Raw genomic sequence first — 13,985 nt, forward strand, 5'->3', positions numbered from 1 at the left:
TTCCCTCCTATGTATTGCAGCTGTGCCAATATTCATTAGTATGGATACATCTCTTGTCGAACTGACTTGCGACTTGCCTGCCGGGTTGAGTCTTGATGTCATCATAATCAGCTTAAATGATGGAATTCTTTTATTTTAAGAAATTAGTTGCAACGCTCGTTTCTCCTGTGCCCATTGGTTTTGCATTGTTAACCCTTGCAATGCTTGCGGCTTGGTTGACTGGCGCAAGCCGTTGGGTGAAATGGCCTGCGACCTTAGCTTGGGTTTTGTTGGGATCTTTGAGCGTGTACACCGTTGCCGCAAGTTGGCTACTGCGTTACGAAAGCTTGTATCCCGCATTTGATATGAACGATCCGCGTCCGGTTGAACAAATTATCGTGTTGGGGTGCTTTGGCATTGAAGATCCGCTATTGCCCGTGTCGTCACAGTTAGCTCCGTGTTCGTTAGTCCGTTTAGTTGAGGGCATGAGAATTTGGCGTAAGAATCCGCAAGCCGAATTTATTTTGTCGGGGGGGCCTACGCGATTTGGGCAGATTAGTAATGCTCAGATGGGGGCAAACCTGCTCACTGATTTAGGGGTGCCTGAAAAGCAAATTCAAGTGCTTTCAAAAGCGAGAGATACCAACAGTGAAGCGGCTGAAATTAAACCATTTCTTTCTACTTATTCGCCTGTTTTAGTGACCTCTGCGACGCACATGAAACGTGCGGTTCGAATTTTTGGGCGACATGGTATTAGCGTGATTGCTGCACCCTCTGAGCACTTAGTGCGTGCGCCATCAGGACAACAAAGTGATTGGCGACAATGGGTTCCCGATGCCAACAATTTATATCGTTCAGAACGTGCCTGGTACGCCACGCTCGGCAATACTCTTGTCACGATACAGGGAATGATGGGCGTTAACGAGAGTACGCACGTTCAGCCATCCGGTGTACTTACAGAGCCCGTTGTTGATGCTGAGGCAAATCCTGCACCAAGTCGGGAACAGGAAGTGCAAGCTGAAGAAGAGACTGCCGAGTCAGAAGCCGCAGGCCAGTAAAGTCATCAAGGCACGTAAATTACGTGCCTATTCTGCAATTAATTGTTGGATTTTATAGTGGCTCATAGTCGAGCCCAAGTGTTGCTCTAAAAACGGCATTACCACTTCAAGTTCACGTTTGAGCGTCCATGGTGGGTTCACGATCAGCATGCCTGTGCCTGTCATTCCAAATGCATCTGAGTCTGCTTGCAAACACCATTCAACCTGAAGCACATTTTTGATGGCAGTGCTGTTTAATGTGTCGATAATTTGATGCACGTAAGGGCGCTGTACGACTGGATACCATAAGCAGTAAGTGCCAGTGGAAAAACGTTTATAACCTTGTTCAATAGCCTGAATTGCTTTGACATAGTCGGTCTTTAGCTCGTAGGGGGGATCGATAAAGACTAAGCCACGTCGACTTGGTGGTGGGAGTAGCGCTTTAACACCTGTGTAGCCATCGCTTGTGTGCACTTTACTGCGTCGAATATGGCGTAAATTTTGTTTTAACAGGTTGGCGTCTGTCGGGTGTAGTTCAAAGCAGTGAGAATTATCTTGAGCACGCAAAAATTGGTGGGCAATGGCAGGGCTTCCAGGATAAAAATCAAGGTCAATGTTCGAATTAAAGTGGCGTACAACCTCAAGGTATTTTTCAACTGCATCAGGAGCTTGTTGTAACTCCCACAATTTTGCGATGCCTTGTAGGTACTCTCCGGTTTTTTGAGATTCGGAGGCCGAGAGTTCATACATACCTGCGCCCGAGTGAGTGTCGAGGTATGTGAAGGCTTTGTCTTTCTTTAAAAAATGTTCAAGACATAAGATTTGCGTGATGTGCTTAAGAACATCGGCAAAATTACCAGCGTGAAAAGCGTGACGATAGCTTAGCAATGAACAAACTCCTTGAGTGAAAACGCCATGTAGTGTATCAATCGGTGGTGGAACTTGATACGTTCAATAACAGGGATTAATAGTAATTAGAGACTATAATTAAAGACAAGGAATAGGAGTCTTCCATGAAATATTCACTCATCTTAGTGGGTGTGTTTTTATCGCTGAGCACTCATGCTGGTGTCATGACTTCAGAATGCGACATGTCCAAAGCGATGAAAAGCGCAGCAGGCAAACAAGCAATTGGCGTAGGCGGCCGATGTAACTTAAAACAAGCCGTGTCCGATGAAACTAGCGACGTGCTTGAGATTGAAGATAAAAAACATAATAAACAAGAAAAAGATGAGCGTGAGTTAGCCAAAGAATTGATGGGTAAACGCGACGATTAATCCCTCAGAGTTGGCTGACGCTATCAAAGGTAACTCCAGCGCCACCTCTAAGTTTCGGGCGATGGGGGCTTCGTGTCCTGATGACTGCTGATTAATCCATTCCGCTGTACTTTTAGCTCGTTAACATGTGTGCACACTCTTCTGTTTAGGCCTCTATAAATATGTTGAAACGTCGATTCCCTTATTCTATAGGCGTGTGCTTTGGTGCCGCTTTGGCCCTGTTATCGAGCTCGCCTGTGTGGTCAGCAGGTGATGCTATTGATTCTAAGAAACCCAATTTTCTATTCATAGCGATTGATGATCTGAATGTCTTCAATACACCCATGGGGCAATCTCCCGATAGTTTTTTACACAAAGTGTACCCTGATGATTCGGTCAGGCAGTCCGTTGTAGACCGACTCACGCCGAACCTAAACCGCTTGGCTCAACAAGCGCTTACATTTGATCGTGCGTATACCGCTTCCCCCTTGTGTGGACCTTCTCGAACCGCATTGATGACCGGAGTTCCAGCGCATGTGTCGGGCTATTACGCGCACGACAAGCATTTTCGTTTGTATGACACGCTTGAAAATGTTGTGACTTTGCCGCAATACCTTAAATCGCAGGGCTACTACACTGCTGGTGCAGGTAAGGTGTTCCACAAAGGTCGAACTGAAAAACACAATGGACACTTGAGCGAATGGGCGGATCAAACATATTCATGGAGTGACTGGATAGAGGTTCATTCAGGAACAGGAGGAGAGCCTCCAAAAGGTCACCGGCGCAAAGTAGAGGTGTCTAAATACTGGCCGCCAGGTGGTAAAAGCTTTACCAAGTTTGGTACGCACAATATTCCTACTGAACACTCAAATGACTATCTGAATTCTGAGTTTGCTGCAAAACTAGTATTAAATGGCAGTGCGACGCTCAAAAGTCATAAAGGTAAGCACCAGACCACTACCTTACCTGCGAACCAACCTTGGTTTGTTGGAGTTGGTATTTTTGCCCCTCACATGCCTTGGATTGTTGAACAACAATACTTAGATATGTTCCCGCAAGAGGAAATGGCAATTGATCGAGAGTTACTGACATGGGTGCGCGATGGCTTAGGGCAGCTTTCACCTACGGGACAACGAATTACGCGCAATACGCGTTTTTCGAAATTGACCGAGCACGGCTTAACATTAGATCCTAAAAATGGTGATGTAGCCGCTTGGAAAGCCATGTTTCAAGCATATTTAGCGTCTACTGCATTTGCTGACAAAAGCATTGGTGTATTGCTTGACGCCATTGAAAATAACCCTGAAAAAGACAATACAGTGGTGGTGTTGTGGAGTGATCACGGTTACCACGTTGGCGATAAAAACCGCAAAGGCAAAACCACACTCTGGGAAGCTTCAACTCACTCCAACTTGATCATACTTGATCCTAGAATACCGGCATCCACGAAAGGGCACCGAACCCTCAGCGGAGTCAGTTTACAAGATGTGTATCCAACCATCGTCGCTTTGGCGGGCTTGAAGCGCCCTGAGCATCTATACGGCTATGATCTGAGTCCTGTATTGATGGCGCCTGAAAAAGACTGGCGGAAACCCGTTCTGAGCACCTACCAAAAAGGCAATCATGCAATTCGGGTAGGGGATTATCGCTACATTCGTTTTAAAAATGGTGACGAAGAGTTATATCAGCTCAAAGATGATCCGTTCGAGGAGAATAATCTGGCTCAACGACCGAAGTATCGCAAACAGCTGGCACTGTTTAGTAAACAGCTTGATGCTCAGTTGAATCGTCAGCCAAATCAATTTTAGTATTTAAAAATGAAGCATAAAAAAACCACCGTGAAGGTGGTTTTTTTATGGAAACGGTTAGTCTATAAGGCTTTTAGTTGCTCGATTTGAGCTTCTAGTTTTGCCATGTCACGCTTGATCTCATTGAGCTTTTCTTGCTCTTTTGCAACAACCGCTTCAGGCGCCTTAGCAACAAAACCTTGATTGCTTAACTTGCCTTCAATGCGTCCAGCGTCTTTGCCCATTTTCTCCAGTTGCTTGGTAATACGAGCAATTTCAGCTTCTGCATCAATTAAACCAGCCATGGGGATCAGAACTTCCATATTGCCTACCATTTGCATGGTACACATGGGCAGATCCGCTTCAGCGGATGGTAATTCGATGGATTCGAGGTTTGCCATTGCTTTGAGGAATGTTTGGTTTTCATTTAAGCAACGTTGTGAATTGCCATCCACGTTCCGAAGCAATGTATTGAGTGCTTTGTTTGGAGAAATGCCTAGCTCGCCGCGCACATTACGAATGGCGACAATGAATTGTTTCACCCATTCCACATCGTTCATGGCTTGCGTGTCGTTCAGCGCGTCGTTGTATTCTGGGAACGGCTGAAGCATGATGGATTCGCCATCATTCCCCACTAAACCTTTGACGCGTTGCCAAATTTCTTCGGTAATGTATGGCATCATTGGATGCATGAGGCGCAGCAATGCTTCAAGCACAGTTACCAGCGTGTGGCGAGTACCGCGCAATTGCGCCTCTGAACCATGTTGGAATACAGGTTTGGTTAACTCTAAATACCAATCGCAGAATTGATTCCAAGTGAATTCATATAACGTGTTGGCTGCCATATCAAAGCGATAGCTGTCTAAAGCGTCTCGGTATACTTTCACCGCATCGTTGAATTGACTTAAAATCCAACGGTCGGCCAAGCTGAGTTGCAACTCACCACCATTTTGCCCACAGTCATGTTCTTCTGTATTCATCAACACGTAACGGCTAGCATTCCAAAGTTTATTACAGAAGCTGCGATAACCATCTAGGCGTGACATGTCCCAGTTGATGTCGCGCCCTGTGCTTGCGAGCGCCATAATCGTAAAGCGCAATGCGTCTGTGCCGTGGGCTTCAATACCGTCTGGGAATTGCTTACGTGTGCGAGTCGCGATTTTCTCTGCGACTTTCTCTTGCATTAAGTTCGCTGTGCGTTTGGTCACGAGCTCTTCGAGCCCAATGCCTTGAATCATGTCGATAGGGTCAAGCACATTCCCTTTCGACTTCGACATTTTTTGGCCTTGCTCATCACGAATTAAGCCGTGCACAAAAACTTTTTTGAAGGGAACTTGTGGTTTGCCGTTTTCATCTTTTAAGAAGTGCGTCGTCATCATGATCATACGCGCAACCCAGAAGAAAATAATATCGAATCCTGTCACCAAACATGAGGTTGGGTGGAAATTTTTCAGGTCATCGGTGTTTTCAGGCCACCCCAGTGTTGAGAATGTCCATAGTGCAGAGCTAAACCAAGTGTCGAGAACATCTTCGTCTTGGCTCAGAGTCACATCGTCAGCGAGACTATGGGCGGCACGAACTTCTACTTCGGTTCGACCCACGTATACTTTGCCGTTGGCATCGTACCAAGCCGGAATGCGGTGACCCCACCAAAGCTGGCGTGAAATGCACCAGTCTTGAATGTCGCGCATCCATGCGTAATACATGTTTTCGTATTGTTTTGGAACGAACTCGATTTGGCCGCTTTCAACCACTTCAGTGGCTGTTTTGGCGAGTGGAGCGGCGCGAACATACCATTGGTCGGTGAGCATTGGCTCAATGACTACGCCGCCACGATCACCGTAAGGTACGGTCATGTCGTTGTCTTCAATGCCATCGAGTAAGCCTTGAGCGTCCATGTCTGCAACAATGGCTTTACGGGCCGCAAAGCGCTCTAAACCTTGGTAAGCTTCTGGTAATGCTGAACTGTATGCGTTTGATGTTTCTCCTTTGAAGTCAAAGACTTCAGCTTCAGCACGGATAAAAGCGTCAAAGGTCAAGACATTGACCATAGGGCGCTGGTGGCGCTTGCCCACTTCATAGTCATTGAAGTCGTGAGCGGGTGTGATCTTCACACAGCCAGTGCCTTTTTCCATATCGGCGTGTTCGTCTGCAACGATAGGAATGCGACGCTCGACGAAAGGTAATACGACTTCTTTACCAATGAGGTCTAAGTAGCGTTCATCTTCTGGATTGACGGCAACTGCGGTGTCGCCCAGCATCGTTTCAGGGCGGGTCGTGGCCACAACAATATAATCTTTGCCGCCTTTAGTTTTCACACCATCGGCAAGTGGATAGCGGAAGCGCCACATTTGTCCTTTTTTGTCTCGATTTTCAACTTCAAGATCAGAAATAGCGGTGTGCAGTTTTGGATCCCAATTCACTAAGCGCTTGCCACGGTAGATCAGGTCGTCTTCGTATAAACGGACAAAAACTTCTTTAACGGCTTCAGAAAGCCCTTCATCCATGGTGAAGCGTTCGCGATCCCAGTCTACACTCGCACCTAATCGACGCAATTGTTGAGTAATGGTTCCGCCTGACTCTTCTTTCCATTCCCAAATTTTGTCGATGAAGGCTTCACGGCCATAATCTTGGCGAGTTTTGCTTTCCTCGGCTGCTATTTTACGTTCCACTACCATTTGCGTTGCAATGCCCGCATGATCGGTACCGACTTGCCATAAGGTGTTCTTTTCTTGCATGCGTTGGTAACGCACTAAGGTGTCCATTATGGTGTCTTGGAATGCATGACCCATGTGAAGGCTGCCCGTCACGTTTGGGGGCGGAATCATGATGCAGTAGCTTTCTTTGCTGGTGTCACCATGGGGCTTGAAGTAGCCCTTTTCTTCCCAAGCCTGATACATGGCTTGCTCAATCGCATTTGGGTTAAAGGTTTTTTCCATGATTGGGTCTGTTTCTAATTGTTAGTTAAAAGCGGGAAAATCCTGTTCAGAGCCATTTGTTGGCGCAATACCAAAGCCTTGATACGAGCGGTAACGGTCGCGCGCTTGTTGCTTTAACGTTGGCTCAGACGGAACAAGATCGATAATGTGGCGGCATTTTACCGCATTCATTGGTCCTTTGGCAGACAGATTAATCAGCAAAGGCACAAAGTTTTGTGGTGTACTGCTCCCAATGAGTACTGGTGCGCCATAGCGGGGCGCAAACTGCACCTGAGCATGGGCCACAAACTGTTCGGTTGGTAAGGCAAACAGTAGATCATCAATGGCCGCGGCTTGCTCGTCTGTGTCGGTCAGAACATAGAGTTTTAAACCCTTGTTCGCATAGTGTTGTGCGATGGAACAGGCTAAAACAAGATGAGCAGTCCCTTCCGTCTGCTCATCTTTCATCACGACAAAGTGGGCGCTGTGCGGCACGTTAGTCCTCGGATTGTTGAGAGCGGCTCAACAAGAACTGCGTCAGCATCGGAACCGGACGGCCAGTTGACCCTTTATTTTTCCCTGAGCGCCAAGCGGTGCCGGCCACGTCAAGGTGTGCCCAGTGGTACTTTTTGGTGAACCGGCTTAAAAAGCAAGCGGCTGTGATGGTACCTGCAGGACGACCACCAATATTGGCCATGTCGGCAAACGGGCTATCAAGCTGCTCTTGGTATTCATCCCATAGTGGCAAACGCCATGCGCGGTCGCCGCTTTGGTCAGATGCATTTTGCAATTCATGAGCGAGAGGGTTGTGATTGCTGAGTAAGCCTGTGGCGTGAGCACCCAAGGCAATGACACAGGCACCGGTTAATGTGGCTACATCGACCACGCAGTCAGGCTCGAAACGCTCGACGTAAGTTAGAGCGTCGCATAATACCAAACGACCTTCCGCATCGGTATTGAGCACTTCAACGGTTTGTCCAGACATGGTGGTTAAAATATCACCGGGCCGATAAGCATTGCCGCTTGGCATGTTTTCACATCCAGCCAAAACGCCAATAACATTGATTGGCAGGTTGAGCTCTGCCAGTGCTTTCATGGTGCCGTAAACGCCAGCTGCTCCGCCCATGTCATACTTCATTTCGTCCATGCCTGCTCCGGGCTTGAGCGAAATGCCGCCGGAATCAAATGTGAGGCCTTTACCAATGAGCACAATTGGCGCTTCGTCGGTTTGGCCACCATTGTAATGAATGACGGACATGAGTGATTCGTTGTCACTGCCTCGGCCTACAGCAAGGTAGCTGTGCATTCCCAATGCTTCCATTTGTTTCTCACCGACAACCTCGGTGGAAATTGACGGATAGTCTTGGTCGAGTTGCCTGGCCAAGTCAGCAAGATAAGCGGGGTTACAAATATTCGGTGGCATATTAGCCACGTCTTTACACACTAAAGTCCCTTCGGAGACTGCAAGACCATGCTGAATTGCTCGCTCGCCCACAGGAAGGTCGCGACGCGTTGGTACATTGAACGTAATTTTACGCAGTGGCCGGCGCGTTTCGCCTTTTTTGCTCTTCAGTTGTTCAAAGGTGTACAAAGAGTCCTGAGTGGTCTCAACGGCTTGGCGAACTTTCCAATAGGTATCGCGGCTCTTGACGTGCAACTCAGATAAAAAGCACACGGCTTCCATTGAGCCCGTTTCATTGAGGGTGCTGATGGTCTTTGCGATGATTTGTTTGTATTGGCGCTCATCCAGTTCTCGTTCTTTACCACAGCCAACGAGAAGAACTCGCTCACTGAGAATGTTTGGAACTTGATGAAGTAATAACATTTGTCCAGGTTTACCTTCCAAGTCACCTCGACGAAGCAGGTTCGATAAATAGCCTCCGCTAATCTTATCAAGCTGCTCAGCAACAGGAGTCAGGCGTCGGGGTTCAAATACACCCACAACAATACAGGCGCTACGCTGCTTTTCTGGACTACCACTTTTTACACTGAACTCCATATATGCTCCTATTATTTAAAAGACTTATGACTACTTTTGGGTAATAATCGTGTTCATAACAAACATGATGCCCAATCGTTTCAACAGCAAAGTCTTTCTTTTGGGCTGTTGCCATGTTGATTCGAGCCAAATTGGCTTACTAGTCAATTTTGTTTAAAATCTGACGTTCATCGCAGTTTATCGCGTTAGACAGTGAAATTACTAATTTTTGTTTAGTAGGAAAATCGTTTGATCGTTTTTCGTTTATTGCTACTGGAAGTTCTAAAATCCCAGTTAGCCGTATTTACAGTGCTAATAGTCGTATTTATTAGCCGTGAGCTGGTCTCAATCCTTGCTGATGCTTCAGAGGGCAAAATTGTGGCTTCAATTTTGTTCCAGCTGATTGGTCTAAATATTCCCAAACTCGCTACGATGATTCTCCCCATGAGTTTCTTTCTTGGCGTGTTGTTGGCATTTGGCAGAATGTATGCAGACAGTGAAATGGTGGTGTTGCGTGCAACCGGAGTCAGCGAGTGGTATGTCACTCGAGTGACATTATTGCTGGCTTTAGTGATGGCGGGTATCGCTGCTTGGCTCACCTTGTTTCTTAATCCTCATTCGAAAGAAAAAGAGCTTCAGATGCTGGAGCAAGCACAAGCCGATACTAATGTTCATGCCCTCATTGAAGGACGATTCCGTAAAAGTAATGACGGTTCATCGGTTATTTTTGTAGAGAAAATTAGTAAGCGGGGCAACAAGTTAACAAATGTTTTTGTGGCGCAAATGCCAGAGAATTGGAGTGCTCAAGAGCGTGGAAGCATCGTGCGGGCTTCAACCGGTGTATTTGCTGAAAAAGACACCGATTCAATCAATTTAGAACTGCATGATGGTGAGCGGTATGAAGGCTCTCCAACCGAAGCGGATTACGAGCGAATTACCTTTGAACGCTACATTGTTGATGCCCGTTCCCAAGTAACAGAGCGCAAACGACGTAAGCTTGATGCTGCGCCCACAATAGATTTATTAGGCTCGGATGATCCCGACGAAATTGCAGAGCTGCATTGGCGCTTAGCCATTCCGTTAAGTCTTCCTATTCTTGCTTTGCTGGCAGTGCCGTTGTCATCGGTAAACCCACGTCAAGGGGCTTTTGGTCGATTACTTCCCGCCATTCTCATGTACTTGGGTTATTACGTATTACTCATGGCTGGTCGAAAAGCACTGCAAAGCGAAGCGATACCAGCAAGTGCAGGATTGTGGTGGGTTCACGCAATTGGCGTGATGGCCGGGGTGAGTTTGATCGTCAATGGGCGAGAAACCGGTGCTCGGATCAAAGCCTTGGTGTGGAGCTTTAAATGATATTATCGATTGTTGATCGCCACATTGGCAAAACGCTATTGACCACTACGAGCCTAGTTCTTTTAGTGCTCATGGGGTTGTCTTCCTTACTGAAGTACATTGAACAACTCAAACGGGTTGGCCGAGGCTCTTACGATCTCATTGATGCTGCAATTTATGTGATGTTTTCAATGCCACGTGATTTAGAGGTGTTTTTTCCGATTTGTGCATTGCTAGGAGCCCTTATTGGACTGGGTATGTTGGCGTCGAATAGTGAGCTTGTTGTGATGCAAGCCTCAGGCCTGAGCAAGTTGAATATTGTGTCGTCGGTGATGAAAACAGCTATTCCTCTGGCACTGATCGTCATGGCCTTGGGTGAGTGGATTGTTCCGGCTAGTGAGAGTACAGCAAAGCAACTCAAATCGGCTGCAATTTCTGAAGGTGCAATCCTGTCAAGCAAGGCCGGAACTTGGGCGAAAGATGGCGACAGCTTTGTTTACATAGGTTCGGTATTGGCGTCTGATCAGCTGCATAACGTTACTATTTATGATTTTGATGACATGAATAAATTGTCGCATGTGGCCTACATCAAAGATGCTAATTACATTAATCGCCGTTGGGTGACCAATGGAGTACACGATACATATTTGTTTGATGATGGGGTTCGAACGCAATTTACTGAGCAGTCGGAATGGCATAGCACGCTGACACCCAGCAAGTTGAGCGTGGTGTCGATGAAACCGGAAGCGCTACCGATTAGCGGCTTGCTCGACTACATTGATTATTTGGAAGCGGGAAAACAAGATCCAACTCGATACCAGCTGGCCATGTGGCGCAAAGCCATGCAACCATTGGCCATTGCGACCATGATGCTGTTAGCTCTGAGCTTTATTTTTGGTCCTTTGCGGACCATGACGATGGGCGCGCGAATAGTCTTAGGGGTTGCCGCTGGGTTTTCATTCCATATGGCAGACCAATTATTTGGCCCTATGTCTGTGGTGTTTAACGTGCCGCCGATCATCGCTGCAGCCTTGCCGTCATTGATATTTTTATTTTTCTCAGTACAAATTCTCAGGCGAGCTTAATGTTTGGGAAGGGGCTTGTTTTCACCTTTGGGTAACACAATAACCACTGAGTCAGATAACCTGTCTTGCAGTGCTCTTTTTCTCTTGGGGTCTACGAGTATTGCAAGGTTTCCTAGCCCGCCTAGGGCAAAGCAAACCCGCACAATAGCTTGGCGCAGATGAATCGTAGAGCCATCTTCATTTTGTATTCGCAAACGCCATGCCTTCATTCCCAAAGTTTGACCTCCGTGAGTCCAAAACCAAATGAAAAACAGTGCGACCGCTGAAATCAGGTAGAGCGAATACCAAGCCTGACTCATTAAGTACGCACCAATGTCACCATTGAAATGGCTGACGTTCGGAAAACCGAATTGAGCACTAATAGCCACGGTGATAAAGCCTACAATATGAGCACTCACCCATACAGATGCGGCAAGCAATGTGTCGTAGACTAACGCTGCAAGTCTGCGAAAAAAGCCAGCATGAGGATGATTTGTCATAGCGATACCGAAATCAGTGAATTTAACAGCAACGCATTGTAGCAGGCCTGTAAAGGTTTTAAATAAAAGCGCGTTTTTGGTTGCTCTTTGAGCATCTATTCAAATCAGTTAAAAAAAGTGTTGATTTGGCTTTCGGCATTCGTATAATGCACAGCACCTCAGCCGGGGGATGAAACGTCTCAACATTAGTTGTTGGCTACCAAAACGTTTTAAAGCATGATTCTCGGTTGTACAGCTTAATATGTGTGGCCTAGTTGAAGGGCGCACTTCGATACTGAGTATTGACAATTTAAGCCTGAGTGGTGGAATTGGTAGACACGCTAGATTCAAAATCTGGTTTCTTCGGAAGTGACGGTTCAAGTCCGTCCTCAGGTACCAACATTAAAAGCCCTGTTCAAATGAACAGGGCTTTTTTGTTTGGCTAGCGTTCCTGAACCCTTCAGTAAACGTTTCTGTATTTCGTAAATGGATTCATAAATACAGCGCAATTCCACATGTTCAATCTGAGTGATTAGCAAATGCTAACCTCGTTCAGCTTTACTGTTTAAATTTAACCTGGTTAGCAAGTTTTTACCCCTTCTTAAAGTAATAAACCGATTTAAAATAGCTGGTTATAACATGCTGTGGATTTACTGCTGAACCGTGCCTAGGTCATAGTTATGGATGGTTAGTTTGGTAGTATGCGGTTGTTCGCTAAAACTTTGACTATATTGATTTTATCCACTTTTTAAAATTTTAAGGGCTGTCTGGTGTTGCTTTCGTCACCATGAACACCGTGCCTTTCTCTCATTGCTGTAGGAATTAGCATGTTAAATATCTCGCGGTACATTATTGGTTTTATTGTTCTCATGTGCATCACTCTTACCATGATCGAAATTCCTGCATCCTATTGGTTTAGTTTTCACTTCTTGAGCTTCTCGTCAGCTATTTGTAGCTTTTCGCTGATGGCGATGAGTTGCATTTTGGCCAGCCGGTGGCGTGTGTTGGAGCGTTTCTGGGGGGGGCTTGACCGCGTATACGAATCTCACAAATGGTTTGGTATTTTTGCTCTCGTTTTTGCCAGTTTACACCTGTTGTTTAAAGCACATGGCGGCAGCTGGGATGTGACCGCTTTGCTTGAAATTAGTAAACCTGTGGCGCGTTTTATTCGCCAGTTTAGCTTTATTGCCTTGATGTTCGTAGTCTTGTTAGCGTTGAACCGAAATATCAAATACAGCGAGTGGTATGGCTGGCATCGGCTGTCGGGGATTGCATTTGTGGTGATCATCATCCATTGGTTGACGGTTAAAGTGCCATTTGAATTATCATCGCCAATGGGGTACTGGCTATTAGCCATGAGTCTTTTGGGCTTTCTATCTATTCTCTATAAATGGTTTTTGTATGCTCTTGTTGCCAATCACAAATATTATGAGGTGTCCAAAATCCAGCAGCGTGATGGCTCGGTTGAAATCACATTACTGCCCATTGAAGATGCGCTGGAGTTTGAACCTGGCCAATTTGCCTTTTTATCGTTTAGGCAGAAAGAGCTGAGAGAGCCGCACCCTTTTACTATTGCGGAATCCAACCGGTTTGATGGGCAGGTTTCTTTTGTGATTCGATCGTTGGGGGATTATACAGAGCGCTTAACAAAGTCCGTAAAAGCAGGGCTAACAGCTGACATCTACGGGCCTTACGGGAATTTTCAGCGCGGTAATGAAGGTAAGCATGAAATCTGGGTTGCAGGTGGCGTGGGTGTGACCCCATTTATCGCTTGGATGAAAGACGTGGAAGCAGGGAATTTTCACGATGTAGACTTTTATTATTTCTATAACGAAGGCCATGAGTTTCCCAAAGTAAAGGATTTGCAAGCGATGTGTGATGTGGCAGGGGTGCGTTTCTATCCACTGAGTACGCGTATTGATGAGTCTAATATGAGTCATAATTTAAAACGCATTGTTGAGTTAAATGGAGCTGACGGTATTGACGTATGTTTTTGTGGCCCTAAGAGTTTGCTTTCAGCTACGCAAAAACTGATGGATAAGCACGGTGTGCCTGAAACCGCAATTCGTCATGAGATGTTTACGTTTCGGTAGTCGTTTTTAACACCATTAAACAAGGCTGCAATTGCAGCCTTGTTTAATGTGTCTATTTT

The 13,985-nt window shown here is 46.2% G+C and carries 11 protein-coding genes and 1 tRNA gene; 7 read left to right on the plus strand and 5 right to left on the minus strand.

Annotated features, from left to right (window positions below; translation table 11 throughout):
* Positions 1 to 116: 116 nt before the first annotated feature.
* A complete protein-coding gene (locus tag NAF29_RS12095) occupies positions 117 to 1,037 on the plus strand; it encodes an ElyC/SanA/YdcF family protein (RefSeq protein ID WP_251261843.1) in 921 nt (306 codons plus the stop codon).
* A gap of 27 nt (positions 1,038 to 1,064) precedes the next feature.
* Here NAF29_RS12095 and NAF29_RS12100 read toward each other — a convergent pair whose 3' ends face one another.
* Positions 1,065 to 1,904, minus strand: coding sequence for a 23S rRNA (adenine(2030)-N(6))-methyltransferase RlmJ (locus tag NAF29_RS12100; protein ID WP_251261844.1), 840 nt, complete (start codon positions 1,902 to 1,904; stop codon positions 1,065 to 1,067).
* A 125-nt stretch (positions 1,905 to 2,029) separates the two neighbouring features.
* Between NAF29_RS12100 and NAF29_RS12105 the strand changes: the two genes are divergently transcribed.
* Positions 2,030 to 2,293 carry a hypothetical protein gene (locus tag NAF29_RS12105; protein WP_251261845.1) on the plus strand — a complete coding sequence of 88 codons (264 nt, stop codon included), beginning with the start codon at positions 2,030 to 2,032 and terminating at the stop codon, positions 2,291 to 2,293.
* Positions 2,294 to 2,454: 161 nt separating this feature from the next.
* Positions 2,455 to 4,080: a sulfatase gene (locus tag NAF29_RS12110; protein WP_251261846.1), complete on the plus strand. Its 1,626-nt coding sequence runs from the start codon at positions 2,455 to 2,457 to the stop codon at positions 4,078 to 4,080.
* 62 nt (positions 4,081 to 4,142) lie between these two features.
* Here the strand turns inward: NAF29_RS12110 and NAF29_RS12115 are convergent, their stop codons facing one another.
* Genes NAF29_RS12115 through pepA form a run of 3 tightly spaced genes read right to left on the minus strand, consistent with a single transcriptional unit; the run spans position 4,143 to position 8,976 of the window.
* Complete coding sequence (locus NAF29_RS12115; protein ID WP_251261847.1) at positions 4,143 to 6,998, minus strand: valine--tRNA ligase; 2,856 nt, start codon at positions 6,996 to 6,998, stop codon at positions 4,143 to 4,145.
* 21 nt (positions 6,999 to 7,019) lie between these two features.
* Positions 7,020 to 7,472, minus strand: a complete 453-nt coding sequence (locus NAF29_RS12120; RefSeq protein WP_251261848.1) for a DNA polymerase III subunit chi — start codon at positions 7,470 to 7,472, stop codon at positions 7,020 to 7,022.
* A gap of 1 nt (position 7,473) precedes the next feature.
* Positions 7,474 to 8,976: a leucyl aminopeptidase gene (gene pepA / locus NAF29_RS12125; RefSeq protein WP_251261849.1), complete on the minus strand. Its 1,503-nt coding sequence runs from the start codon at positions 8,974 to 8,976 to the stop codon at positions 7,474 to 7,476.
* Positions 8,977 to 9,204: 228 nt separating this feature from the next.
* Between pepA and lptF the strand changes: the two genes are divergently transcribed.
* On the plus strand, positions 9,205 to 10,311 hold the full coding sequence (gene lptF, locus NAF29_RS12130) for an LPS export ABC transporter permease LptF (protein ID WP_251261851.1): 1,107 nt from the start codon (positions 9,205 to 9,207) through the stop codon (positions 10,309 to 10,311).
* The gene (gene lptG / locus NAF29_RS12135) at positions 10,308 to 11,375 is read left to right on the plus strand and encodes an LPS export ABC transporter permease LptG (RefSeq protein WP_285817742.1); all 1,068 of its coding nucleotides are present in this window, start codon (positions 10,308 to 10,310) and stop codon (positions 11,373 to 11,375) included. Before lptF ends, lptG begins: the two co-directional genes overlap by 4 nt.
* Here the strand turns inward: lptG and NAF29_RS12140 are convergent.
* Positions 11,372 to 11,854: an RDD family protein gene (locus NAF29_RS12140; RefSeq protein WP_251261852.1), complete on the minus strand. Its 483-nt coding sequence runs from the start codon at positions 11,852 to 11,854 to the stop codon at positions 11,372 to 11,374. The two genes, lptG and NAF29_RS12140, sit on opposite strands and share 4 nt — an antisense overlap.
* Positions 11,855 to 12,147: 293 nt before the next feature.
* On the opposite strand from NAF29_RS12140, the gene NAF29_RS12145 reads away from it, so the two are divergent.
* Together NAF29_RS12145 and NAF29_RS12150 are read left to right on the plus strand one after the other, a co-directional pair.
* Positions 12,148 to 12,232 (plus strand) — tRNA-Leu (locus NAF29_RS12145).
* A gap of 428 nt (positions 12,233 to 12,660) precedes the next feature.
* A complete protein-coding gene (locus NAF29_RS12150; protein ID WP_251261853.1) occupies positions 12,661 to 13,926 on the plus strand; it encodes a ferredoxin reductase family protein in 1,266 nt (421 codons plus the stop codon).
* Positions 13,927 to 13,985 lie beyond the last annotated feature (59 nt).

The sequence above is a fragment of the Echinimonas agarilytica genome, assembly GCF_023703465.1.
Classification (GTDB): Bacteria; Pseudomonadota; Gammaproteobacteria; order Enterobacterales; family Neiellaceae; genus Echinimonas; species Echinimonas agarilytica.